This is a genomic window from Micromonospora sp. NPDC023737 (assembly GCF_040639715.1).
Taxonomy (GTDB): domain Bacteria; phylum Actinomycetota; class Actinomycetes; order Mycobacteriales; family Micromonosporaceae; genus Micromonospora.
Genome location: NZ_JBFAAL010000006.1, coordinates 354071 through 380233 on the forward strand (window position 1 = coordinate 354071; position 26163 = coordinate 380233).

The following is a 26163-nucleotide window of genomic DNA, read 5'->3' on the forward strand; positions in this document are numbered from 1 at the left end:
ATGATCGACCTCGACAGCTGTCCTAACCAGAGGGGGCCATTCACAACAGATGCTTGGTGACCCAGGTCACTCGACTGTCTACCGTGGCTCGTTGGAGACCGCTTTCCCGGTCGTCACGACGCGTGGACAGGGAGACACCGCATGAAGCTCACGCTCGTCCGAAGATTCCGAAGATCTCGCGGCCTCACGCTGACAGCGGCGGTCGCGCTGCTGGCCACGGTCGCACTGACCGCGTCCTCGACACCTCGGCCCCTCGAAGAGGTGTCGCTCGCCACCAGCACCCCCACCGGACCGATGGAACTACCCGACGAGTGGATGACCGCCCAGCGGATGAGCGACGGCAGCACCGAGCTCTCCACGGCCAAGTACGCCAGCGCCCGTGGCGAGGCCGACCGGATCGCCGGGCACACCCGCACGGCGTACCGCCACCTGGCCGAGCGGAAGTGGAACTTCTTCGGGCCGAGCAACATCGGCGGCCGGGTTGTCGACATCGCCGTCGACCCGCAGGTGCCCGACCAGGTCTTCATCGCCGCCGCCTCCGGCGGCGTCTGGCGCTCCAGCGACGCCGGTGCCACGTTCGAGACGGCCTGGCCGGACGGCTGGACGCAGAGCATGGGCGCGGTCGCGATGACGAGCCAAGGCGTCCTGCTCGCCGGCACCGGCGAGGCCCAGCCCGGCGGGGGTTCGATCACCTTCGGCGGCGACGGCATCTACCGCTCCACCGACCGTGGCGAGACCTGGCGGCACGTCGGCCTGAAGGACAGCCACGCCATCGCCCGCTTCGCCATCGACCCCAGCAACGAGAACCGCATCTTCGCCGCCGCCGCCGGCAACCTCTTCGTACCCGGCGGTGAGCGGGGCGTCTACCTGTCCGAGGACGGTGGGCAGACCTGGCGTCGGGCACTCGCACCGCCGAACGCGACCACCGGCGCGACCGAGGTCGTCATCGACCCGAGCAACCCCCGCCGGGTGTACGCGGCGATGTGGGACCACCTGCGCGAGCCGCACCAGCGCACGTACGGTGGCCCCGGCTCCAGCCTGTGGCGATCCGACGACGGTGGCCGGAACTGGCAGCGGATGACGAACGGCCTGCCCACCGACGCCGACCAGGGACGCTGGGGCCTCGCGCTCGCGCCGAACGACCCGCAGCGGCTCTACGCGTACGTCGGCACCGCACTCGGCCCGTTCCGCGCGTTCTTCCGCTCCGACGACGGTGGTGACAGTTGGACGCAGACGCCGGTGACCGCCGGCCAGGCGTCCCAGTCCACGTTCAGCTGGTGGTTCGGGAAGCTCTTCGTCGACCCCAGCGACGCCGACCACGTCTTCCTGACCGGCGTGAACCTGATGCGCTCCACCAACGGCGCGCAGAGCTTCTCCTCGGTGGGTGGGGTGCACGCCGACCAGCACACGATGCGCTGGGATCCGAAGGTGCCCGGCCGGGTCTACCTCGGCAACGACGGCGGCTTCTACCGGTCGCAGGCCAACGGTGCGAGCGGCTGGGTGAAGTCCACCTACGAGCCGTACACGCAGTTCTACACAGTCGATGTTGCCGAGACCGACCCGGTGCTCAAGGTGGGTGGCGCGCAGGACAACGGCTGCAACCGCGGCTACACCGGCGTCGGCGGCCCGTGGAGCGCCATCGGCTGCGGTGACGGCCTCCAGGTGATCATCCATCCGGAGCAGTCGAACATCGTCTTCGGGTGCAGCCAGTACGGATCCTGCTACCGCTCGGAGAACTCCGGCGCCGCGCCGCGCCAGAACATCGGGGCCGGGCAGACGACCTCCGACCGGCGCAACTGGCTCACGCCGCTGCAGTTCGACCCCAGCGACCCGAACGTCATGTACTACGCCGGCAACATCGTCAACCGCTCCACCGACAACGGCCGCACCTGGACGCCGATCAGCCCCGACCTCACCGGTGGCGGCCCCAACGACCCGTCCGGCTACCCGTGGGGCACCGTCACCACCATCGCCGCCGCGCCCAGCGACGGCAACAAGCTGTACGTCGGCACCGACGACGGCCGGCTGTGGTGGACCGACGACCTCGGTGGCACCTGGCACCGGGTTGACCCGGGACAGCTGCCCGGCACCTGGGTGACCCGGGTGGCGGTACACCCCACCGACAAGAACATCGCGTACGCCACGTTCTCCGGCTTCCGTTCCGGCAGCGACCGCGCCCACGTGATGATCACCCGCGACGGTGGTCGGACGTGGGGGGACATCGGTCGGGGCCTGCCGGACGCCCCGGTGAACTTCATCGCTCCGACCGCGGACGGGCTCCTGCTGGTCGGCACCGACGTCGGGGTGTTCATGTCGGCGTGGAACGGCGGCGAGTGGGCGGCGCTGGGCACGAACCTGCCGCAGACCGCCGTGATGTACCTGCGCTACCACGAGAACAGCCGGCAGCTGACCTCGGCCACGTTCGGCCGCGGCGTCTACGACCTCACCGTCCCGAAGTGCCCCGCGGCGTCGACCAGGTTGCCGCTGAAGCCCACCGGGGTCGGTGTGGTCGGCGTGCTCGCCTCCTGCGGCAAGCGCTGACCGTACGCCAAGACGATTGACCGACCGGAACGACAGTGCGGCCCCGGCACGATGTGCCGGGGCCGCACTGTCTGCGCGGGACGGTCAGTCGGCCTTGTAGGCCCGGATGATCGTCTGGTCGATGCCACTACCGCCGCTGGCGTCGGCCTTCACCCGCAGGGAGACGGTCTGACCCGCCGCGGGCGACGGCAGCTCGACGTTGTAGGTGTCGCCGTCCGGGGTCGCCCGGGCGATCTGCCACGTCTTGCCGTCGTCGGTCGACGTCCACACCTGGAAGGAGGTCACCTTCTGCGCCGGCACACCCTGGGTCTGCCGGATCGTGAACTCGCCGGTGCCACCGGTGAGGTGGTTCCCGGCGTCCATCGGCAGCGCGTAGTCGACCGCGAGCAGCGGCAACGGCACGCTCTCCGTGCCGGACGGACCGGCGGAGCGGAACGTCCAGGAGGTGTTGACCTTCGTCGAGATGGGCAGGATCAGGCTCGTGTCGAGGTCGAAGGTCACCCGGTAGTCCGCCGCCTGCTGCGGCACCGTGAAGTCGGCCCGCGAAGCGTCGCGCTCCTCGACCAGCTTGCCGTCGCGGTAGAGCGACATCTTCCGCTTCAGACCGATGCCGCCGCCCTGGAGGCAGTCCGACCGACCGTGCCGGTCGGTGAGCATGACCAGATCGAGATGCAGGTTGCCCCGCGTCCGCGACGGCGCGGTGGCGCAGGGAAGCGCGTCACCCTTGGTCACGATCCCGTCGACCCAGTCGGAGTGCAGCGGCTGCCGCGCCCAGATCTTCGAATCCCGGCTACCGGGCTGGTAGCTGCGCACCTGCTCCTGGGCGGGCAGACCACCGTAGACGGCCTCATCCATGTAGAAGTAGCCCGGCGAGAGGTAGGAGGTGCGGTTCGTCGGCAGGTCGAAGTTGCGGAGCTGGGTGAGGTACACCCCGTCGGGCGCGAACATGGCACGCCGCAGCGAGGTGTACATCTCCGGCGAGTCCATCTGGTTGAACCGCTCGTCGACGCGCGCGAGCTTGGCCCGCTCGGCCTTGCTCACCCGGTACGTCGGGTCGGCCGGAACACCGCCGGTGTACTCGTGGGCCAGGTCGTACGCGTACGGGTCCGCCGTGCCCTTCGGCGACTGGAGGAAGAAGGCGGAGTACGCCCGCAGCGACCCGATGCTCGGCTCACGCAGCGGCGACACCGAGACCTTCGCCCCGCCACCGAGGCCGGTGACGCTGTTCCACCAGAACTGGCCGTTCTTCGTGGTCTGCTGGTAGATGAACGACGTGAGAAGCGGCGTGGTGGGCGCCCCGTCGACGATCGCCGTCACCGGCCGGGCCGTCGCCGGGTCGAGGGTGATGCTCCAGTCACCGTTGATCGCCACGTCGGTGTCGCCGACGTACGCGCCCTGCTGTGCGTCGGTCGCCGGGTCGTACGAGCTGTATCCACCGGTGATCGCGTAGTGGCCCGCCGCGACCCGCACCGTCACCGACTCGCCCTGTTTAAAGAAGGCGCCGCCGGCGGAGATGAGCGGGTCGTCGAGGTTGGTCACCAGGACACCGACGTAGTTCTCCGCGCCCTCAGCGGTGCCGGCCATCGGCTTGGTGTTCACCGTCAGGTCGAAGCTGCGCGGCTCGACGTAGAAGCTGACCGGCGTGGTAGCCACCGGCTTGTGCCCGGAGGTCCGGGCCGTGACGGTGGCGAGGTGGTAGCCCGGACTCGCGGCCAGCGCGGCACGGTTGATCCGCAGCGTGGTGCTGGCGGTGGAGCCTCGCTTGACCTTCACCTTGCTCGTGGTCAGGGTGACCGCGCCGCGCGGCGCTGCCGTGCCGTCGTGGTTCACGGCGGTGACGTCGAGGTCGAGGTTGACGGTGGCCGGCGTGCTGTCGCCGGTCCAGGTCAGCGTCGCCGTCTCGGTGCCCGACTGCGGGTAGCTGAAGGTACCGAGGTCGACCGTCGGCTGGTCGCTGGTCGGGCCGGAGAGCGCACGCTCGGCGTTGAGCCGGCCGGCGCCGACGGCGTACGGGTCGACACCGGTCATCGGGTCGGCGGCGCCGACGAGCGCCGCCTTGAGCCGGTCGGCCTTCCAGTCGGGGTGCCGCTGGGCCAGCAGCGCCGCGGCGCCGGCCACGTGCGGGGCGGCCATCGACGTGCCGGTGGAGCCCTCGTAGTACTGGTCGATCGGGTCCTGCAGGTTCGTACCGGCCGCCCGGGCGGCCACGATGTCGACGCCCGGCGCCACGAGCTCCGGCTTCGCCACCGACGTGTCCACCAGCGGCCCCCGGCTGGAGAACGCCGCCAGATCGCCGTTGCGGTCGACCGCGCCGACGGTCAGGGCCGTCGAAGCCGATCCCGGCGCGGAGATCGGGCCACCGCTGTTGCCGGAGGAGACCACGAACAGGGCACCGGTCTTGCGGCTGGCGGCGTCGACGGCCAGTGCCAGCGGGTCGTTGCCGTCGTCCGGGGCCTCACCGCCGAGGCTCATGTTGATGACGTCGGCCCGCTCCGCCGCCCACTCGACCGCCTTGATGATCTGCGAGTCGTCGCCGAAGCCGTTGTCGTCGAGGACCTTCCCGATGACCAGGTTCGCGTCCGGGGCGACACCACGCCGATCCCCGTGCGCGGCGGCGCCGGTGCCGGCGATCGTGGACGCGGTGTGCGTACCGTGCCCGTTGTGGTCGACGGCGTCGCCGCCCTCGACCGTGAAGTCGGCCTTGTCCACCACGCGCCCGGCCAGGTCCGGGTGGGTGAAGTCCGCACCCGTGTCGAGCACCGCGACCCGGACGCCCTTGCCTGTGTAACCGGACTTCCACGCGTCGGGCGCGGAGATCTGGTCCAGGTTCCAGTCGAGGTCACTGCCGCCGGGCTTGCCGGCCTTCGGCGCGGCGGTGATCGGCGCGGCATTGGTGGCGAGCCCGGTGGCCCGGACCTTCCGGTCCAGCCACACCTTCTTCGCCCCGGCCAGCAACGAGTTCGTCGCCAGCTTCGCGGTCGCCTCGTTCTTCTTCGGTACGTGACCGGCGACCGCCCCGATGAGCGGCAGCTGCTGCACGTCGGCCAGCGCGGCCACCCGCGCCGCCTGCACTGCCGGTTGCACGATCAGCGGCAGCGTCGGGGTGCTCTCGTCGTCGAAGCCCTCGGCGATCAGCGTGGTCACGTCGAACAGATCCGGATCGAGGATCGCGCCGACCTTGGACGCAACGCTCGCGGGGATGACGTGCAGATGTCCGTCCGGGCCACACGACTGGTGGAACACCGCGTTCGGCTTCGCCGGCTCCACCGAAACCTGTGGGCAGCCGGGGCCGTTGCTTCGTACGGTCACCACGTCACCGGTCAGCAACGTGATCGTGTGTGCCGCGCCGCCGACCTTGGCGTCCTCCGCGCCCGCGGGGACGGCGTTGCTCGGCTCGGCTGACGCCGGTCCGCCTGGCACTGCGCCCAGTGCCGTCGCCGTCACAGCGACAGCCACCAGCCACCGTGTTCTTCTGAGCATCTCGCTCCTTACTGGACCTGACACCGGTCCCCACCAACGGGGACGGGAATTTGATCTCCACGCTAATCCCAGAAGTGATCTTGGGGAACAGCTGAAACCCAAACGTCACCTGTGGCAGTCCAGGCTGGAAATACGTTCGGCTCGATCGCTGACGCAGGGGCGCGTGAGCACGGTGGTGGCGCCAGCCGAAGGCGCGGTGGTCGCAGACGTCGACTCACCCGCCTCGCGTGACGCCGGTGGCCGGGCACACGACGGCCGCGGCGCCGAAGTTGACGCCGCGGCCGTCCGTGGACCGTACGGTCAGCTGGTGGGCAGGACCGCCCGACCCTTGCGGTGGTTGTCGCCCTTGCCGTCGGGGCGGTAGTTCTGCTCCACGTTGCCCGCGGCGTCGACGGAGAACCAGTTGACCTGGGTGCCGGCCGGGACGGTCAACGTCTCACCGCCCTCCCGGATGCCCGCCGAGCCGTAAAGCGTGGACTCGTACGTCGGCTTGGCACCGTCGAGGGTGTAGAAGACCGCCGCCGGCTCGGAGACGTCGAACGTCACGTTCACCATGCCCGGGCTCGAGCTCGGCGCGACGGTCAACGTGCTCGTCGGACGCTTCTTGTCGGCTTCGAAGTCCCGCGCGACCCGCATGAGCTCGACCAGGCCGTTGGAGAACTCCATCGTCTCGGCGTGCGCCTCCTCCCACGAGGGCTGGAAGGAGGTGCCGACCTCGAAGTTCCAGGCATAGATGCCGTACTTGTACCAGAGCATGTCGCCGGAGTTGCCCGCCGCCGAGTAGAGCACGTCGGAGATCGGACCGGTACGGGCCGGAGTGACCGCCATGTTCCGGTGCTGCTTGATCGCGGTGAGGATCCGCGAGGAGGCGCCCCAGAAGAACGACTCGTCGGCGAGCGACGGCCGCGGCGCCGACGTCCGGTCCGGCAGAGCGTACGCCCCCGGCGACCACATGAAGTAGTTGCCGGACGAGTGCAGGTTCATCGAGAACTTGATGTTCGGCCGGGAGGCCAGCCAGTCGAGGTTGCGGTTCTCCGGCTCGGAGAGCTCACTCGGGCCGGCGTACGTGCCGCTGGTGCAGCTCGACGAGGCACCCGAGTAGCCGTCGAAGAGGCTGTACTCGGTGTAGTTGCGGTTGTTGTCGACGCCCCACGAGTCACGGCCGAGGAAGTCGGCCGCCCCGGTCAACGGGCAGTGGTTGGTCATGTTCTTGCGCTGGGAGTTGAAGTCGTAGAACGAGTAGTGCCCGCCGTCCGGGTTGATCGACGGCGCGATCCAGATGTCCAGGTTGTTCAGCAGCTGCTTGGTCCCGCCGTCGTGGGCGTAGTTGCGCAGGAGCCGCTCGGCGGTCTCGACGCTGACCAGCGGCGGCACCCACTCCCGGGCGTGCTCCTGGGCGTACGCGAGCACACCCGTCTTCGAACCGTCGCGGTGCTTGCCGATGCGGATCGCGTACACCGGGTGAGGGTCGCGGGAGACGGAGGCCGGCGCGCTCAGGTCGTCGGTGAGCTGGGTCCGCGCGGCTGGCGCGACCACACCGTCGCCGGCGCTCCCCCGATAGGTGTACGCCCGCAGCAACGTTCCGGCGCCACTGTTGAGCACGGCGACGACCTGGGCTGCGGTGCTGGTCACCGCACCCGAACCGTTGGTGGCGAGGCTCACCCGGACGTGCTTGCCGGTGACCGTCACTCCGAGCGCCGCGTTGCTGGCACCGGGGTCGACCAGCTCTACGGAGATGTCGTTGCCGCCCTGGTGCCCCCAGGCGAGCGAGTCCACGGCGACCCGGCTGGCGTTGGCCGTGCCGAGCACTGCCTGGGCGTGCCGCCGGTAGCCGTTGGTCTTGTACGGCAGCTCGACGACCTCGGCCAGGTCGGGGAACTCGGCGGCGAGCTGGTGGATCCGTGAGTACAGCTCGGTCGGCGTCAGGTAGCTCGTGACGAAGTCCTTCTCGTAGCCCGGTCCCTCCGGGTTGGTCCCCGGCGTGGGCAGCCACTCGCTCACCTTTGCGACGGCGACGTCGCCGGTCGGACTGGTGATCCGGACGTACTCCGGCCGGCTGGTCACCGTCGCGGCACCCCGGTGGTAGAGGTAGACCCCCGCATCCACGAAACGGGAGATGGTCTGGGTGCCACCGGAGCCGATGGCGGTGCCCGGCCCGCTGTCCCGTTCGACGGTGAGCGTGTTCGTCGCGGTCTGACCCTGCGCCCACTTCGCCTCGACCGAGAGGATCTGGCTGGTCCCGGACGTGTAGTAGTCCGCACGAATGATCTTGACGTCGGAGACGTCGGATGCGGTCTGGCCGGCCGCGGCGGCGGCGAACTCGCGGTTCTCCGACCTGTGCTCGGCGATGGTCGCCTCACGCTCGGCCACGCGGGCACGCGCGTCCTCAGGCCGGTACAGCACATCCCCGAGCGTGAACCCGGCCGCGGTCAGCCGGTCCGCCTCGCTCGGTGTGATCACCGCGCGCGCGACGACGCCGTTCTCCGTACGTTCGACTCCGTGGTCGAGGTCGACGCCGGTGGCGACGAGTGCGTCCAGCTCTGCGGTGCCGTCGAGCAGCACCTCGACGACACTCGCCTGCTGGCCGGCGATCGGATCGGCCTCGATGGACGCGGTGGCCTGCGGCGTGGTCGCCGACGCCGGGCTCACCAGCAGCATGACCGCTGTGGCCGCGGCCAGGACCGTCGGTACGGGAAGGCGGCGTCTCCACCGCGGGGACAGGGGATACGACATTGTTCTCTGCCCTTCTGGCTGTTCGGTCGGCCGGATGGCCGAAGGTGATTGCCGAGGGGCCCGCCCGGGGTGTGCGGCGCCACGATGGTTCGCGCGCGGCCGTTGCGGTGACCAGGCGCACGACAGTGAATGGAACAGTGGTGGGGGATCCGACCGCCGGGTGGACACCGCGCATCGCCGAAGTGCGACAGCGTCACGAGATGGTGATGATGTGGTGGCGGTCGGTGATCTGAGATCATCCTCAGCGTCACAACATGATCTGTCAATCCCTCGATGGTCCGCGCCATCCACGCCTCATGCCCGGCCGTCCACGAACCGACCCCCGGCTGCTGCCGGACCGGTCGACGGCGATCGACGCATCGACATTCTGCCGGTCACCAACACCCGCCCGGAGGGGCTGACCGAGCTGCACCAGCTCGCCGGCCGGGAAGAGGAAGGTGGGCTCCCCGGTGCCGGGAAAGACCATTGCGGGGGCGCCCCTGCGCCCTGCCGTGTAGACCAGTACCGCCGTCGCTGTCGAGCTGCCCCATCTCTGGGGCGGCCGGGACAAAGGTTGCCAACACCCTCGTTGCTGCCGGTAGCGCTCGCACGGATGCCGGCCCATGGCGCACGCGTGGATGCCGGCGGCGCTCGTGCGTTGCCAGCCAACGGCGCTCGCGCGGATGCCAGCCGGCGGCGCTCGCGCGTTGCCAGCCGCCGGCGCTCGCACGGATGCCAGCCCATAGCGCTCGCGCGCTGCCAGCCGCCGGCGCTCGTGCGGATGCCAGCCGCCGGCGCCGTCTGCCCCATATCCGGGGCAGCTCGACAGCGTCTGAACCGCACACCGAGGGCCGACCGAGGCGGTGCCGGAGTAGCGACCTCCGGGGTGACCGTCGACCCGGAGATCGCGCTCGTCCTCGGCGTGGGCGGTTCCGGCCCGAGTCGGACTCGATCGCCGGGAACGAGCAGAACGCCGCTCTCGCGTTTGCCCGCTCGGGTCGCGGGAAGACCGCGGCCGACCCGGCCGACCGCGCCGATGGGACCCGTCGCGGCCGGCGTTCGGTAGAACCGGGGAAGCCGGGGCAGACCTGAGGAGGAGCGAGGATGACCGCAGGCAGGAGTTCCGTCCCGCCGGGCAGCCGCCCGACCGGGGCCCGGAAGGCCACCGGGGCGAAGAAGGCGCCGATGAACCGGAAGGCAGCGGCGAAGAAGGCCGCCACCGCCACGAAGCGGGCGACCGGCGCGAGCCTGGCGAAGTCACCCGGCGGGAAGCCCACGACGACCACGACCCGCGTCGCGCGGAAGAAGGACACCTCCGCCACCACCGCGATGCCCACGCGCAGGCCGACGGCGAAGGCGGCCGCGGCGAAGAACGCGCCGCCGAAGAAGGCGCCGGCCACGAGGGCAGCCGCGAAGAAGGCCGCGAAGAAGGCGCCGGCACGCGCCCGGACCACGTCCGCCACCCGGGCGCCGGCGAAGAAGGCCACCACCATGGAGTCGTTCGGCAACCGGCGTACGGCCCGCAAGGCCTGACCGACGTCGCCGCCCGCCACGACCGGGCGCCGGGCCGGGTCGCCGGTGAACACGGCAGTGCCGGGTACGGAGGGTGGGTCCTCCGTACCCGGCACGCTCCGGGGTTACAGCGAGCGGACCCTCACGTCACGGAACTCGATCAGGTCGTTGTTGCTGTGGTTCTGCAATCCGATGAACCCGCTGAGGAACTGCCGCAGGTCCGTGGGCGGGTCACCCGCGCGCGAGGAGTTCTTGCCCGGGGTGTTGTCGAACTCGTTGATCACCACTCCGTTCCGGATGATCGTGTAGTGCTGGCCGACCACCCGAACCTCGTAGTCGTTCCACTGGCCCTTCGGGGTCACCCTCGCCTGGTCCAGCGTGACCGGGTCGAAGTTGTAGATCGAACCGGTCTTCTGCGGCTCACCGGTCGGTCCGTCGTAGATCTGGATCTCATGGCCGCAGTAGATCGCCACCCAGGCCTGCGAGCCCGCGGCCGAGCCGACCCTGCCGCACTCCGGGCGCTGCTCGACCGGCAGGCGCGGGTCCGGGAAGCGGGTGAACAGGCCGGTGTTGGCGTACGAGCCGGCCGGTGAGACGTCCCGGAACTTCACTCGGACGGAGAAGTCAGCGAACTCCTTGCCCGCGTACCAGAGCATGCCCAGGCCGCCGGAGCTGCGAATCGAACCGTCGGTGCGCAGCGAGAACGATCCGCCGGGTGCCTGCCGCCAGTCGACGAGGGATTGCGCGGTCCCGTCGAAGATGGCCTGGTAGCCGGCGGTGTTGCCGACCTCCGAGTTCCGGGCCGCCCGGTTCAACCGGTTGGCGTCCTGCTTGTCGATCTCACCGTCGGCAAGCAGCTGCGCGACCACGTCCTCGACGTGACCGACGAACTGGGCGTGGTTGCCCCAGTTGCGCTCGTCGTCGATCAGGTCGTTGACGGTGCACCCGCCGCCGACCGCGTAGTTGGGGACTCCGGTGTCGGTGTCGAGCATCCGTACGGTCGACCGGGCGTCGGGTGCGTCGCAGCCGACGTTCACCGGCAGGACCGAGACCGCCACCTCCCCGTTGGCGTAGGTCACCTTGAGAGTGACGTTGAAGGTGCCGTAGTCCGCGTACCGGTGGGTGGGGTTCGCCTCGCGCGACGCCGGGCTGCCGTCGCCGAAGTTCCACTCCCAGGCCACACCGCCGACCTTGGCGCTGGAGAACTGGACGTTCTTCGGGTCGCTCTGCGCGACGGCCCGGGCGCCCGCGTCACTCGGGTTCGGCGTGGCCGGTCCACCGGTGTAGGCGATCCGGATCAGCTTCTGGTTCGAGTGCAGGCTGAAGAAGCCGCCCGCGTAGTCCAGCATGTACAGCGCGCCGTCCGGGCCGAACTTCGCGTCCATCCAGGACTGGAGCTGGTTGGCGCCGCTGCCGGACCGGATGATGGAGCGCAGGTCCTCGGCGAACGCCGGCGGGCCGTGGCTGTCGACCTTACTCTTGTCGACGGTCACCGCGATGCGGTTGCTGGCGTTCGACTGGTCACCGATGAACCACTTGTCGTCCCAGTACTCCGGCCACGCCACTCCGCTGGTGGTGTCGACGTTCTCCCGGTGGTAGGTCGGACCGTCCATGATGGCCTGGCCGCCGCCCTTGAGGTACGGCTCGGTGAACGTCTCGTCGCCGGGCTCGTACGTCGGCAGGCCGCTGCCGTCGGTGCGCTTCGGGAAGACCGGACCGCCACCCTGCGGCGAGTACCAGATCATGTTGTCCCGCACCGGCGGCAGGTTGACCAGACCGGTGTTGCGCGGCGACTCGTTCTTCGGGTGGTCGCAGTCGTACCAGCCGGTGAGCTCGGTCGCGTCGGTGTTGCTGCGGTCGCGGTACGGCTGCCGGTTACCCATGCAGTACGGCCAGCCCTGGTTGCCCGCGGACTTGATGATCGTGGCCGTCTCGTACTTGGCCGGGCCGAGCTCCGGGTTCGGACCACCGGCGTCCGGGCCGACCCACGCGGCGGTCAGCCAGTCGTTGACCGGGTCCCAGGCGATCCGGGCGATGTTGCGCACGCCCATCACGTAGATCTCCGGGCGGGTCTTGCCTCCACCCTCCTCCTGGCCGGTGAACAGGTTGCCCTCGGGGATGGTGTAGGTGCCGTCCGGCTCCGGGTGGATCCGAATGATCTTGCCGTTGAGGTCGTTGGTGTTGCCGGCCGTACGGCGGGCGTCCTGGAACGAGACACCCTTGTAGTCCTGGGTCCAGTTGTTGCCGGAGTAGCCGTCCGAGCCACCGGAGGAGTTGCTGTCACCGGCGCCGATGTAGAGGTTGCCCGACTCGTCGAAGGTCATGCCACCGCCGGCGTGGCAGCAGCTGTGGATCTGCGTGTCCCAGCTCAGCAGGTCCTTGCGGGTGGACTGGTCGATCGTCTGGTTCGCGGCGTCGTAGGTGAACCGCGAGACGGTGCGCTTGCCGATGCGCCGGTCGCGGTCGATCGACTCGTGCGGCATCCAGTAGACGTAGACCCAGCCGTTCTGCGCGAACTTCGGGTCCAGCGTGATACCGACGAGGCCCTCCTCATTCTTGACCAGCTCGCTGCCGCTGCCCCGGTTGCCCATCACGGCGAGGGTGGTGAGCAGCTTGACCTGCTTGGTCTTCGGGTCCCACTGGTGGATCGTGCCGCAGCCGAGGCCCACGTTGGGGTCGTCCCAGCTGGCGATCGGCCCGGTGGCGCAGGCCGCCTTGCCGATGTAGAAGACCTTGCCGTCCGGGGCGATGGTCAGGCCGTGCGGCTCACCGATCTGGTCGAGCTGCCCGGGCTGGTTGGTGGCGGTGAGTCGCTCGATGCGGTAGTTCGAGGCGATGGTCGCCTGGCAGTCACCGCGCACCATGCCGGCGGTCCACTTGATGGCCCCGACCAGGTGGTTCTGGAACCGCGTGTCGGTGCTCCAGCTGTCCGCCGTGCGGCCCATGCCGGTGTAGAACGACCGGCCGCCGTCGTAGTCCTGGCACCACGAGATCGGGTGGAAGGCGCCGTTGCCGCTGAGGCCGGGGTTGTAGGTGCCCTCCTCGACCTGGGCGACGGTGTGCACCCGGCCGATCGGGCTCGGGTCCCAGTTGATCCACTGATCGGACCGCTTGACGGTCAGCGGCATCCCCTTGTTGGCCGGGTGCTGACGGTCGGTGAAGTCGACCACCGCCTCCTGCACCTGGGTGTCCGGGGTCGGCCCGGCGTCCGGGCCGATGAGCCACAGCTCGGCGAGCTGGAGCAGCGGCTCACCGCTGTTCGCGGTGATGTTGAGCCGGTAGTGCTGGTAGGCGGTGGTGTTGGTGAAGCTGTACTGCTTGGTCTGGAACCGCTGCGGGAAGGTCTCGTCGGCACGGGTGTCCAGGTCGGTCCAGGTGCTGCCGTCCTGCGAGCCCTGCAGGGTCCAGTTCTTCGGGTCCCGGCCCGGGAAGTCGTTGGCCGAGGTGAGGGCGTACCGGCTCACCACCACCGGCTCCGCGAGCTTCGCCGAGAGCCAGCCGGTCGGCGTCCGGGCGAGCCACTTGGTGCTGGTCGATCCGTCGATGGCCATCGCCGCGGTCTCGCTCGGCGGGTTCTCGCCGCTGGCCGCGGCCGAGACCGGCTTCTCGGCGTTGGGCAGACCGGCCGCCGGGCGGGTGCCGATCAGGCCGGTGAACCAGGAGGAGTCCGGCTGCGCGCGTACCGCGTCGTGCACGCCGACGAAACCGCCACCGCCCTTGACGTACGCCTGGAACGCCGCCTCCTGGGCGTCGTTGAGCGTCACGCCGTTGGCGGAGAGGAACACCACGCCGCGGTAGCGGGCGAGGTTGTCGAAGTTGAACACGCTGGGGTCGGTGGAGACGTCCACCGTGAAGCCGTTCTGCCGACCCAGCTTCTTGATCGCGGTGGCGGCCCCGCCGACCGGGTCGTCCTGCTTGGCGGCCGGACCGTGGAAGACCAGCACCCGCACCGACGCGGCGGCGGCGGGAGCGGCGGTGGGCGCCGCGGCGCCGGCAGGTACGGCCAGCGTGCCGAGCGCGAGCACGGCGCCGCTGGCCAGGGCGAGGAGCCGGCGATGTACGCCGGCGCGTCGCCAGAGGGGTCTGTGAGCCATCTCGACTCCTTCTCAGGTTGAGGCGGACCTGCGTTGACGGGTTCGGGGGCGTGGGGCGGTCACTCCACTGGCAGCGGCCACCCCACGCCGTCGACGGTTACTTGTGCTGGTGCACCGTGGCGCCGCTGCCCGCCGGAGCCGCGCCGCTGCTGGTCGAGGTGGCGCCGCTGCTGGTCGCGCTGTGGTCGTGGTCGCCGCCGGGCGGCATGTTGCCGTTCTCGTCCAGGACGTGCATGGTCGTGTACATGCCGGCGTCCGAGTGGAACTGCATGTGGCAGTGGATCATCCAGTGGCCCGGACCGACCGAGTCGCCGGCGACGATCTGGACACCGAACGAGTCGCCCGGTCCGAGCGTCTTGTTGTCGACCGTCGGTATCTGATCGACCTCGGCGTTGGTGCCGGTCGCCACCCCGGTCCGGGTGTCCGCCCAGGAGTGCCCGTGGATGTGGAACGTGTGCATGTCGTTGCCGATGCCGACGACGATGAACTCGACCCGCTCCCCCTTCTTGGCGACGATGCAGGTCGGGCCCGGCTGCGGGTTCTCCTGGTCACAGGTGTCGGCGGCCGCGCCGCGGCGCAGGTTGATGCTCTGCTGGTCACCGAAGACGGTCATGTAGGTGCGGTCCGGCCGCAGATCACCCGGTCGCCGTACGACCAGACCGCCGAAGAGTCCGGAGCCGATGCCCTTGGTGCCGTGCGGGCCACCCACCACGTGGTCGTGGTACCACCAGTAGCCGGCCGTGCCGGCGGTCCCGGCGGTGCGGTCGCGCTTCTTGGCGTACCAGGTGTAGGTGCGCGACTGGCCGGGCGGGACGTACGAGAAGCTCTGCGCCGTACCGTCGGACAGCTGTGTGTACTTCACTCCGTGCACGTGCAGCGAGACACCCAGCGGATGGGTCGGGTCGGTGCGCAGCTGCTCCAGGGTCTCGGCGGGCACCTGGTTGTGCAGGGTGACGGCGAGGCACTCCCCCTCGATCATCTCCATGGTGGGGCCGGGGTAGGAGGCCGTCTCCGGCGTGAGGCCGTAGCCGAGCCGGATCTGGTTGCCGTCGCGCGGCAGTTCGACCGCGTACAGCTGGACGCTGCGGTCGGGCTGGTCGCAGCCCTCCGGCCGTTCGGGAAGCAGGGCTGCGGCTCCGCCCGCGACGGCGAATCCACCCGCGCCGACGAGGCTCAGCACCACGATCGCGGCGACCACCAGCATCCGGCGGGCGGTGGAGCCGGAGCGGACCGGCTGCTCCGGCCCGGACTCCGGCACCGGACCGTCGTCGGTCAACCGCCAGGCCGAGGCGCTCACTTGGCCCTCCGCAGGTTCCGCATCCGCCGGTAGCTACGCTCGGCGGCGCCGAGCGAGCCGGGTGGGTTCGGTTGGGCGCTGGGCGCGCTGTCCTGCTCCCACAGGTACTCGAACTGGCCCCGGTGCTTCAGCTCGGTGAAGAACTCGGTGAACGGGATCACGCCGGCGCCGAACTCCACATCCAGGTAGGAGTTGCCCTGCTGCGGGTCGGGCAGCGGGACGCCGTCCTTGACGTGGAACAACGGGTACCGGTGCGGGTAGGCGTTGACGTAGTCCACCGGCCGGAAACCGGGGTACTTGCGGGCGCCGCCGAACGCCCACAGGAGGTCCATCTCCAGGTACACGTACCGCGGGTCGGTGAGCTCCAGGAACAGGTCGTACAGCCGGACGTCCGGCCGGTCGACGGCGAAGCTGAACTCGATGGTGTGGTTGTGCTGGTAGAGCTTGAGGCCGCGGGCGGTCGCGGCGGCGCCCCACGTGTTGAACTCCTCCGCCGCCTTCTGGTAACCGGCGATGGTGCGATCGCCGGTGGGCGCCTCGGCGGTGCCGACGGTCGGCATGCCGAGAATCTCGGCGATGTCGAGTTCCTGTTCGAGGTTGTTGCGGAAGTCGCCCAGGCCGCGGTGGCTGCCGACCGCCTTGAGCCCGTTGTCGTCGAGCAGCCGGCGGATCTGCTGCGGGGTGATCGTGCCGACGTTGCCCTGGGTGTAGCCGGCGAACTCGACCTGCCGGTAGCCGATCCGGGACAGCTCGTCGAAGACGTACGCGAACCCGAACTCGTTGATCTTGTCCCGGACGCTGTAGAGCTGGATGCCCATGTGCCCCTGCGGGATCAGCCGGCCCCCGCCGCCCGCCGAGGCGGGAAGCGCTCCGGTCAGGCTGGCCGCGCCGACCGCGATCGTCGAACCGGCGAGGCCGCGCAGGAGGGCTCGGCGGTCGATCTTCTGCTTTGCCATGGTGGTGTTCCCTTCGCTCAGTTGCCGGCGGCGGAGGCCGGGGTCAGCGGGGCGATCCGGACGTTCCGGAAGCTGATGACGTCACCCTCGCTGTGGTTCTGCAGGCCGATGTATCCGCTGGCGCTCTGCCGTCCGGCCCCACCCGGATCGTCCGATCGGGGCGGGCTGAAGACGGCGTCCGGCGTGTTGACGTACTCGTTGATCAGCTCGCCGTTGCGGAAGATCGACCAGTGCTGGCCGACCACCCGGATCTCGTAGTCGTTCCAGGTGCCCTTGGGCGTGACCCGCGCACCGGACAGCCCGACCTCGTCGAAGCCGTACACCGAACCGGACTTGTACTGGTCGCCGTCGGGGTGGTCGTAGATCTGCAGCTCGTGGCCGTACTTGATGGCCACCCACTCGGGCCGGGACTCGTCCGGGTGATCGTGGACCTGCGGGAAGCGGGCGAAGATCCCGCTGTTGGCGCGGCCGTCGCCGGGCGCGTCGTCACGCCACTGCAGCTTCAGCGAGAAGTCCTGGAACTCCTGCTTGGGGAACCAGAGCATGCCCATGCCCGGTACGGCCCTGCTGGTGATCGATCCATCGGCGTTACGGACGAAGCCGCCCCCGCCGACGTGCTCCCACTGGTTGAACGACGCCTTGCTGGAGTCGAGCAGCGACTGGTATCCGCTCTTGGACTCCGGCTTGCCGACGCCCGAGTCGCGGGCGGCAGCGATGAGCTGGCTGCGCTCCTTCTTGGTGAGCACCTCGAGGTCACCCAGGTGCTCGGCGACCACCTTGACGTGCGCGACGAACTCCGCGTGGTCGAGCCAGCTCTGCTGCCCCTCGAAGAGGTTGTTGATGGTGCACTCGCCGTAGACCGGCCGGTTGGGTACGCCGCTGTCGAGCGTGCCGAACCAGACCGTCGCCCGGGTGTCGGGCACCAGGCAGTTCGCTCCGGACCCGTTCCCGATCACGGTGAAGGTGAGCGAGCCGGTGCCGGAGGTGTTGCCGACCTTGTCGGTGGCCCGGAAGCTGAGCGTGTAGTCGCCCGGCTGGTCGATGGTGACCGGTCGGGTGTAGCGGGCGTACTCGGCGCCGTCGAGGGCGTACTCGATCCGGTCGACCCCGGAACCGCTGTCGAAGGCGAACAGCGTCACGCTGGCGCTGCCGAGGTACGCGCCCTCGCCGTCGACCTGGCCGGTCACCGACGCGGTCACGATGGGCGCGGTGGTGTCGTCCGACGGGGGCGCGACGACGGTGAAGGAGACGGTCTTCACCGCCGAGGTGTTGCCCGCCTTGTCGGTGGCCCGGTAGCCGACCGTGTGCGCACCCGGCTGGTTCACCGTCACCGGCGCCGAGTAGACCGCGTACGGCTGCCCGTCGAGCGAGTACTCGATCTTGTCGATGCCCGATCCGGTGTCGGTCGCCGTCACCACCACCGTGGCGCTGCTGACGAACGCGCCCTCGGCGTTCTTCTGACCGTGCAACACGGCCGACGTGGTCGGCGCGGTGGTGTCCTGCGGCGGAGGCGCGACCACGGTGAACGACACCGACTGCACCGCGGAGGTGTTGCCGGCCTTGTCGGTCGCCCGATAGTCGACGGTGTGCTGGCCGAGCGCGTTGACGCTCACCGGCGCGGAGTAGACGGCATAGGCGCCGCCGTCGAGGGAGTACTCGATCTTGTCGACCCCGGACTCGGTGTCCGTCGCGGACACGGTCACCGTGGCACTGCCCACGTACGCGCCCTCGTCATCCTGCTGACCGGTGACCGCCGCCGACGTGGTGGGTGCCGTGGTGTCGGCCGGCTCGCTCTCCGCCACGGTGAACGACTCGGTCTTCACCTCGGAGGTGTTGCCCGCCTTGTCGGTGGCCCGGTAGCCGACCGTGTGCGCACCCGGCTGGTTCACCGTCACCGGCGCCGAGTAGACCGCGAACGGCTGCCCGTCGAGCGAGTATTCAATGGTGTCCACGCCCGATTCGGCGTCGGTCGCCGACAGCATCACCATCACGCTGCCGATGTACGCGCCGTCGCCGTTCTGCTCACCGTGCAGCATCGCGGACGTGGTCGGCGCGGTGGTGTCCTCGACCGAGGGCGGAACGACCGTGAACGACACGGACTGCGGCGCCGACGTGTTGCCGGCCTTGTCGGTCGCCCGGTAGGTCACCGTGTGCTGACCGACGGAGTTGACGCTCACCGGGGCGGTGTACTCGGCGTACTCGCCGCCGTCGAGGGAGTACTCGATCTTGTCGACCCCGGACTCGGTGTCGGTCGCGGACACGGTCACCGTGGCGTTTCCGACGTACGCGCCCTCGTCGTCCTGCTGACCGGTCACCGACGCGGTCGCGGTGGGGGCGGTGGTGTCGTCCGACTGAGGCTCGGCCACGGTGAACGACGCGGTCTTCACCTCCGAGGTGTTGCCCGCGTTGTCGGTGGCCCGATAGCTGACCGTGTGCGCGCCGGGCTGGCTCACCGTCACCGGCGCCGAGTAAACGCCGTAGGGACCGCCGTCCAGCGAGTACTCGACCTTGTCGACGCCCGATCCGCTGTCCGTCGCCGACAGGTTCACGGTGGCGCTGCCCACGTACGCGCCGTTGTCGTCCTGTTCCCCGGTCACCTCGGCGGTCACGGTCGGCGCCGTGGTGTCCGAGCTGTCGCCCGTGACGACCAGCAGCCCGGTCATGTTGCCGTGGCCGGGAATCGCGCAGAAGTACCGGTACGTGCCCGGCGAGAGCACGACGTCGACGGTCCACCGGCCGCCGTTGGCGTCGTTCGGGTCGGCCAGGATGTTCACGTCGACGTCGCTGTTGTACGCCGGATTGCCGGTGTCGAAGGTCAGGGTGTGCTGCATCCCGGTGGTGTTCCCGGTCGCGGCACTGTTCTCGAAGACGAGCGTCGCCGGTCCGGCGACCGCGGTGGTGGGCGCGGAGCGGTAGGCCAGGAAGTTGTCGCCGGCGGTCCAGGTGAGCACCTGGGCCTGCAACTGGCGAGGTTGTGCCGCCGCAGGGGCGGTGGACCGTTCGGTGTCGACCGGCTTCGCGTTCGCCGGCGCCGCCACCAGTCCGGCGGTCAGCCACACCAGGGCGGCCGTGGCCACGGCCGTGATCGATCTCCGGAGCCGTCCCGCCGTGAGCCGGCCAGGGGGTGAGTAGCCGTTCATCAATGCCTCTCTCCCAGGTCCGAGGCGCGCACGCCGGGGCCAGGCATCCCCCGTCGATGTCAGGTCGCCTCTTGTCCAGATAGGTCGCCGATCGGCGGTACCGTGGGCCCCTCCTTGGCCGCACGGAATCCCCGGCCGTGGCGATGCCGCGGCCGTCCTGTGTGAGGTTTTGGGACCCGCCCGGCCAAGGCTGGACGAGCCGGATCGCCCACGTCACCGGGCAGGGTTCAGCGCGAAGCCGAACGGGTGGTCGGGCCGCCTCGGAGCTCGCGAGGTGGCATCGGGAGCGAATCGGTCACGCCCTTCGCACCCCTCGGCGCGGGGTCGCAGGGCGTACGCCGACCCGGGGTGGTGTCGTCCCTGGCCGGGCCGGTGACCGCCGGACGTGCTGCGCCGCCTGGGGCCACCGTTCGAGACTCACCGCGCCGCCGGTTCATCCCGCTGAAACATATCGATGGATCCCGACACTACTAACTTGGCCCGAACGTGTCCAGAGCTTTCGTTGCCCCCGGCTGTACTTTCCTACAAACAAACGAAAGTCACCGGCGTATCGCGCCTCTGAAACGCCACAGCTGTCTTGTCAGTCCGATGAGGAGAGCGCCGGGAGCCACCGCGCTTGGCCGTTGACCAGCCAGAACGGGGCCCAACCTCAGTGCGACAGAGCGCGGCCCCGACGAACAGGTTCGGGTCCACCGGCGTCGCTCGCGGCACGAGCATGCGGCCAGGTATTGACACACGTCGAGCGGCGGGACTTGACTTCGGGGTACGCACACCGTCCGGCAACGGCAGTCACCGTGGTTGGAACCGACGTCACCCGTCGTTGGAACCGGCGATACCAGGAGGGCAGACATGGCGCTGAGTCGTCGAACCTTCCTCCTCAGGACGGGAGCGGTCGGGATGGCCTCCGCCGTCGCCCCGACCCTCGCCCTCGGCGGCGAGGCTCAGGCCGCCACCTGGCGGAAGCGCCTCACCGGCGCCGACCTCGACACCAACAGCCGATGGCAGGTGGCGGGCACCGATCTCGGCATCCCGTACATGTTGGAGAACGGCTCCATCGGCTACCTGTTCGGCGACACCTTCAACACGCCGTGGCCCGAGGGCCCGCCACTCCCCAACGACTGGCGGTCACCGGTGATGCTGCGCTCCAACGTCCACCCGGGCGCCTCCGGCGGGGTGGTCTTCGACAGCGCCGCGCGGGTCGCCGGCAACGGTCGCGCCCCGGAGCTGATGCACAACGGCCACAACGGCATCGGCATCGACGGCCTCTGGGAAGTCACCGTCATCCCGAACGACGGCATCAGCTTCCCGGAGACCGGCCGGCAGCTGATCTCGTACATGAGCATCGAGAACTGGAACTCCGCCGGCCCCGCCGGCCCGCACTGGCGGTCGCGCTACGCCGGCCTGGCGTACAGCGACAACGGCAACGACTTCGTCCGCACCCCGCTCAAGTGGTGGAACGACGCCACCAACACCGATCCGTTCCAGATGTGGACGATGCAGCGCGACGGCGACTGGGTCTACGTGTTCTCGGTCCGCGCGGGAAGGCAGAACGGCCCGATGATGCTGCGCCGCGTCCGGTGGGACCGGCTGTTCTTTCCCGAGTCGTACGAGGGGTGGGGCTGGAACGGCAGCAACTGGGGCTGGGGCCGCCCGTGCACACCCATCCTGACCGGGCGCTTCGGCGAACCGTCCGTACGCCGGCTCGCCGACGGCACCTGGGTGATGTCGTATCTCAACGGCGCCAACGGCTGCATCGTCACCCGCACCGCCGCCGGGCCGGACCAGGTATGGACCGCCGAGAAGGTGCAGGTCACCTCCTGGCAGGAGCCCGGCCTCTACGGCGGCTTCATCCACCCCTGGTCGAGCCGCCAGCCCAACGACCTGCACCTGATGGTGTCGAAGTGGACCCGGACGCTCGACGGCCGCAGCACCGCCTACCACATGAGCCAGTTCGTCGGCTCGGTCTAGCTCACCGCCGCCACCGGTCGGCGGCACGCCCGCTCACGGGCGCGCCGCCAACCGGAGGTCTCTCAGAGCGTCCGGGAGAGGCGATCGGCGAGGAGCCGGGTGAACCGGGACGGGTCGGCCAGCTCACCGCCCTCGGCGAGCAGCGCCATCCCGTACAGCAGCTCGGCGGTCTCCCGCAGCTCGGCCTGGTCGCCGCCCTGCTCGTGCGCCTTGCGCAGCCCCGCGACCAGCGGGTGCCCCGGGTTCAGCTCAAGGATCCGCTTGACCGACGGCACCTCGTGCCCCATCGCCCGGTACATCTTCTCCAGCGTCGGGGTGAGGTCGTGCGCGTCACCGACCACGCAGGCCGGCGAGGTGGTCAGCCGGGAGGAGAGCCGGACCTCCTTCACGTTGTCGGCCAGCGTGCTCCCCATCCAGGTCAACAGGTCGGCGTGGTCCTTGCGCTGCTGCTCCCGTTCTACCTCGGCCTGCTGGCGCTCCTCGTCGGTGTCCAGGTCGACCTCGCCCTTGGCGATCGAACGCAGCGGCTTGCCGTCGTACTCGCCGACCCGCTCGACCCACACCTCGTCGACCGGGTCGGTGAGCAGCAGCACCTCGAGCCCCTTGGCCCGGAACGCCTCCATGTGCGGGGAATTCTCCAGCATGGCGCGGGAATCGCCGGTGGCGTACCAGATCTCGCTCTGCCCGTCCTTCATCCGCTCGACGTAACCGCGCAGGTCGGTCGGCTCGGCCGGATCGTGGGTGGAGGCGGCGCTGACCAACTCCAGCAGCGTGTCCCGGTTCTCCGCGTCGTCGATCAGGCCTTCCTTGACGACCGCGCCGAACTCGGCCCAGAAGGTGCGGTACCGCTCGGCGTGGTTGGCCTTCAGGTCCTTCACCGTGGCGAGGATCTTCTTGACCAGGCGGCGCCGGACGACCTGGATCTGCCGGTCCTGCTGCAGGATCTCCCGGGAGATGTTCAACGACAGGTCGTGCGCGTCCACCACGCCCTTGACGAAGCGCAGGTAGTTCGGCATCAACGCCTCGCAGTCGTCCATGATGAACACCCGCTTGACGTACAGCTGGACGCCGCGACGGCCCTGCGGAGCGAAGAGGTCCAGAGGCGCGTGGGCCGGGATGAAGAGCAGCGCCTCGTACTCGAAGGTGCCCTCGCCCCGCATGTGCACGATCTCCAGCGGATCGGCCCAGTCGTGCGCGACGTGCTTGTAGAACTCGTGGTACTCGGCCTGGTCGACCTCGTCGCGGGGACGCGCCCAGAGCGCCTTCATCGAGTTGAGCGTCTGCTCCTCGCGCGTGGTCGCGCCGTCCTCGCCCGGCCGCTCGACAGTCATCCGGATGGGCCAGGCGATGAAGTCGGAGTAGCGCTTGACGATCTCCCGGATCGTCCACTCGGCCGTGTAGTCGTGCAGGCTGTCCTCGGTGTCGGCGGGCTTGAGGTGCAGGGTGACCGAGGTGCCCTGCGGTGCCGTGTCGACCGACTCGACCGAGTAGGTGCCCTCACCGCTGGACGACCAACGGGTGCCGCCCTGCTCGCCGGCCTTCCGGGTGAGCAGCTCCACCCGGTCGGCGACCATGAACGCGGCGTAGAACCCGACGCCGAACTGCCCGATCAGTTCCTGCGAGGCGGCGGAGTCGGCGGACTCGCGCAACGTACGCAGCAGCTCGGCGGTGCCCGACTTGGCGATGGTGCCGATCACCGAGACCACCTCGTCGCGGGTCATCCCGATGCCGTTGTCCCGGACGGTCAGCGTGCGCGCGTCCCGGTCGACCTCCAGCTCGATGCGCAGGTCGGAGGTGTCGACGTCGAGGTCCTTGTCGACCAGGGAAGCCAGCCGCAGCTTGTCCAGCGCGTCCGAGGCGTTCGAGATGAGCTCGCGGAGGAAGACGTCCTTGTTCGAGTAGATCGAGTGAACCATCAGCTGTAGCAGCTGACGTGCCTCGGCTTGGAACTCCAACGTCTCGACCTGGGTGGCCACGCCGTCTCCCTTCTGCTTCACATCGGCTTTCGGGCACAGGATACGGACCGTCACCCGGCCGGCCGTGCCGGTGTCCCGCCCCCGCCGACACGGCCCGTACGTCTGCCGCACGGGCCCGGACAGCGCGGGCGGACGTATTCCCGCTTCCGGGAAACGCCGACGTGACCCCCCTGACTTTGCTTTGCCTAAGTCAGCTCGGGTAGCGTGCCTGCCATGACGGATCTCCTCGCCAACCGGGACGCCTGGCTGATGACCAACTGCTCGATCGCACGGACGCTCGACGTGGTCGGCAACCGCTCGACGCTCCTACTGCTGCGCGAGGCGTCCCTCGGCACCCGACGGTTCGACGACTTCGCCGCCCGGGTGGGCATCAGCGAGCCGGTCGCCGCAGCCCGGCTCAAGCAGCTCGTCGCCGACGGGCTGCTCGAACGGCGCCCCTACCAGGAACCCGGGAAACGCACCCGCGACGAGTACGTACTGACCGAAAAGGGCGCGCAACTGGTCCCGGTACTGGTCGCGCTGCGGCAGTGGGGCGACACCTGGGCGGCCGACCCCGCCGGGCCGTCGGTGTGGCTCGCGCACCACGACTGCGGCGCCGAGGTGCACGCGGTGCTGCGCTGCGCCGCCGGGCACGACGTCGATCCGGACGGCCTCGACGTACGTCCGGGGCCGGGCCTGCTCCTCGCCGACACCGAATGACCTGTCCGGGCGGCACCACGCCGACCCGTCCCATCCCCTCAGATGCTCCAGGAGTAACCGCATGAAGATCGCCGGAAGCACCGCCCTCGTCACCGGTGCCAACCGGGGCCTCGGCCGGCAGTTCGCCGCCGAACTCGTCGCCCGGGGCGCCACCGTCTACGCCGGCGCCCGCAACCCGGACAGCGTCGACCTGCCCGGCGTCAAGCCGGTCCGACTCGACATCACCGATCCCACCTCGGTCGCCGCCGCCGCCGAACTGGCGCACGACGTGAACCTACTGATCAACAACGCCGGCAGCGCGGTCGGCGGCGACCTGCTCACCGGAGAGCTGGACCTGATCCGGCAGGACATGGAGACCCACTACTTCGGCACCCTGTCCATGGTGCGGGCCTTCACGCCGATCATCGCCGGTAACGGCGGAGGCGGCGTCCTCAACGTGCTCTCCGTCGTCTCCTGGGTCACCCTGCAGGAACTGCCGGCGTACAGCGCGGCGAAGTCGGCCCAGTGGGGCCTCAGCAACGCGCTCCGCGGCCCCCTCGCCGAACGCGACATCCGGCTCTCGAGCCTGCACGTCGGGTTCATGGAGACCGAAATGGCCGAACAGTTCGACGCGCCGAAGGCCGACCCGGCGGACATCGCCCGGATCGCCGTCGACGGCATCGAGGCGGGGTCCTACGAGATCCTGGCCGACGACGTCAGCCGCCACGTCCAGGCGGGGCTGGCCGGCGGGGTGGCCGCGCTCTACCCCAACCTGCCCTGACGCGGATGGTGCGAGCGGGCGTGGCCGTGACCGCGTCCGCTCGCACCAGAACGCCGGAACGTGTCGGCACTCGGTCGGCCCCGCATCCGGTAGATGAGGCAGCGCCGCCGAGACCTGTTTCATAAGGCTCACCCGAGCGACCCGAGGCCGAGGCCGTTTCCTGTCGATCATGTCGAGCCGAGGCGGGATCCAGGGGCGGCCGGGCGAGACGGAGGTGCGTCCGGATACCGGTGTTGTATCCGGACACACCGGCAACGCCACCGTTCGTCGCCCAGGTTGGCGAGTCGGCGCGATCGGCGCAGGCGATGCGGTCGGCGCACGCGGCGCGGTCGGCCCAGGCTGCGCGGTCGACGAGATCGGCACGGACGGCGGGATCGGCGAGATCGGTGCGGTCGGCGCAGGCCGGCACGGTCGGCGCAGGCGACGCAGGCGGTGCGATCGGCCCAGGCTGCGCGGTCGACGAGATCGGCACGGCGGCGAGATCGGCGCATGGGACTCCTCGGCCGTCATGATCTTGTCGCGGGTCGACGCAGGCTGGCACGGTCGGCGCAGGGCGGGCACGGTCGGCACGGTCGGGCACGGTCGGCGCAGGGCGGGCACGGTCGGCACGGTCGGGCACGGTCGGCGCAGGGCGGGCACGATCGGCACGGTCGGGCACGGTCGGCGCAGGGCGGGCACGATCGGCACGGTCGGGCACGGTCGGCGCGTCGTCCGGGACCGGCACGGTCGGCGGGAACCGGGGCGATCGGCCGGCCCGATCCGCGTGGTCGGCAGGATCGGCCCGATCGGCGGGGATCGGCGGGATCGGCGGGATGATCAACTCGGGTTCATTGATGTCGGGGTGTCCCAGACGCTGGGTTACCGCGACTTCATTGAAGGCGAGTCGATCACGTCACGCGCCGACCTCACCAGGTCGGTTTGTCCGGGTCGGCAGGCGGCTGGGCGCGTGGAATATCCGGTATCGGGGTGGGCGTCCCGTGCCCGAGGCCACCCCCGCCGCGGAATCATGCCGGGGGCCGGGTCGTTGA

General features: G+C 70.0%; 12 protein-coding genes. 5 read left to right on the forward strand and 7 right to left on the reverse strand.

What is annotated here, in order from left to right:
* Positions 1–141 precede the first annotated feature (141 nt).
* Positions 142–2541: a glycosyl hydrolase gene (locus tag AB0F98_RS16915; protein WP_357735654.1), complete on the forward strand. Its 2400-nt coding sequence runs from the start codon at positions 142–144 to the stop codon at positions 2539–2541.
* Between the two features lie 84 nt (positions 2542–2625).
* On the opposite strand, the gene AB0F98_RS16920 is transcribed toward AB0F98_RS16915, so the two are convergent.
* On the reverse strand, positions 2626–6021 hold the full coding sequence (locus AB0F98_RS16920; RefSeq protein WP_357735657.1) for a S8 family serine peptidase: 3396 nt from the start codon (positions 6019–6021) through the stop codon (positions 2626–2628).
* 300 nt (positions 6022–6321) lie between these two features.
* On the reverse strand, positions 6322–8754 hold the full coding sequence (locus AB0F98_RS16925) for a M14 family metallopeptidase (protein WP_357735660.1): 2433 nt from the start codon (positions 8752–8754) through the stop codon (positions 6322–6324).
* Between the two features lie 1083 nt (positions 8755–9837).
* Here AB0F98_RS16925 and AB0F98_RS16930 point away from each other — a divergent pair.
* Entirely contained in the window at positions 9838–10266 is a 429-nt protein-coding gene (locus tag AB0F98_RS16930) for a hypothetical protein (protein WP_357735662.1), read from the forward strand.
* A gap of 104 nt (positions 10267–10370) precedes the next feature.
* On the opposite strand, the gene AB0F98_RS16935 is transcribed toward AB0F98_RS16930, so the two are convergent.
* From AB0F98_RS16935 to AB0F98_RS16950, 4 genes are all read right to left on the reverse strand, one after another.
* Positions 10371–14339, reverse strand: a complete 3969-nt coding sequence (locus tag AB0F98_RS16935; RefSeq protein ID WP_357735665.1) for a ThuA domain-containing protein — start codon at positions 14337–14339, stop codon at positions 10371–10373.
* Between the two features lie 97 nt (positions 14340–14436).
* Positions 14437–15636, reverse strand: coding sequence for a multicopper oxidase domain-containing protein (locus AB0F98_RS16940; RefSeq protein WP_357735668.1), 1200 nt, complete (start codon positions 15634–15636; stop codon positions 14437–14439).
* Entirely contained in the window at positions 15633–16592 is a 960-nt protein-coding gene (locus AB0F98_RS16945) for a sugar phosphate isomerase/epimerase (RefSeq protein ID WP_357735671.1), read from the reverse strand. The genes AB0F98_RS16940 and AB0F98_RS16945 overlap by 4 nt, the downstream gene beginning before the upstream one ends.
* Before the next feature lie 17 nt (positions 16593–16609).
* A complete protein-coding gene (locus AB0F98_RS16950; RefSeq protein ID WP_357735674.1) occupies positions 16610–19669 on the reverse strand; it encodes a family 16 glycoside hydrolase in 3060 nt (1019 codons plus the stop codon).
* A 912-nt stretch (positions 19670–20581) separates the two neighbouring features.
* Here AB0F98_RS16950 and AB0F98_RS16955 point away from each other — a divergent pair.
* Complete coding sequence (locus AB0F98_RS16955) at positions 20582–21700, forward strand: DUF4185 domain-containing protein (protein ID WP_357735677.1); 1119 nt, start codon at positions 20582–20584, stop codon at positions 21698–21700.
* A 62-nt stretch (positions 21701–21762) separates the two neighbouring features.
* Here the strand turns inward: AB0F98_RS16955 and htpG are convergent, their stop codons facing one another.
* On the reverse strand, positions 21763–23676 hold the full coding sequence (gene htpG, locus AB0F98_RS16960) for a molecular chaperone HtpG (RefSeq protein WP_357735680.1): 1914 nt from the start codon (positions 23674–23676) through the stop codon (positions 21763–21765).
* A gap of 213 nt (positions 23677–23889) precedes the next feature.
* Between htpG and AB0F98_RS16965 the strand changes: the two genes are divergently transcribed.
* Both AB0F98_RS16965 and AB0F98_RS16970 read left to right on the forward strand, forming a co-directional pair.
* On the forward strand, positions 23890–24375 hold the full coding sequence (locus tag AB0F98_RS16965) for a helix-turn-helix domain-containing protein (RefSeq protein WP_357735683.1): 486 nt from the start codon (positions 23890–23892) through the stop codon (positions 24373–24375).
* Between the two features lie 61 nt (positions 24376–24436).
* On the forward strand, positions 24437–25135 hold the full coding sequence (locus AB0F98_RS16970; RefSeq protein ID WP_357735686.1) for an SDR family oxidoreductase: 699 nt from the start codon (positions 24437–24439) through the stop codon (positions 25133–25135).
* Positions 25136–26163 lie beyond the last annotated feature (1028 nt).

Bases quoted from the DNA above. Each gene is read 5' to 3' on its own strand.
- AB0F98_RS16955 (WP_357735677.1), top strand. From the start codon at position 20,582: ATGGCGCTGAGTCGTCGAACCTTCCTCCTCAGGACGGGAGCGGTCGGG.
- AB0F98_RS16935 (WP_357735665.1), bottom strand. From the start codon at position 14,339: ATGGCTCACAGACCCCTCTGGCGACGCGCCGGCGTACATCGCCGGCTC.
- AB0F98_RS16930 (WP_357735662.1), top strand. From the start codon at position 9,838: ATGACCGCAGGCAGGAGTTCCGTCCCGCCGGGCAGCCGCCCGACCGGG.
- AB0F98_RS16945 (WP_357735671.1), bottom strand. From the start codon at position 16,592: ATGGCAAAGCAGAAGATCGACCGCCGAGCCCTCCTGCGCGGCCTCGCC.
- AB0F98_RS16915 (WP_357735654.1), top strand. From the start codon at position 142: ATGAAGCTCACGCTCGTCCGAAGATTCCGAAGATCTCGCGGCCTCACG.
- AB0F98_RS16970 (WP_357735686.1), top strand. From the start codon at position 24,437: ATGAAGATCGCCGGAAGCACCGCCCTCGTCACCGGTGCCAACCGGGGC.
- AB0F98_RS16965 (WP_357735683.1), top strand. From the start codon at position 23,890: ATGACGGATCTCCTCGCCAACCGGGACGCCTGGCTGATGACCAACTGC.
- AB0F98_RS16920 (WP_357735657.1), bottom strand. From the start codon at position 6,021: ATGCTCAGAAGAACACGGTGGCTGGTGGCTGTCGCTGTGACGGCGACG.
- AB0F98_RS16925 (WP_357735660.1), bottom strand. From the start codon at position 8,754: ATGTCGTATCCCCTGTCCCCGCGGTGGAGACGCCGCCTTCCCGTACCG.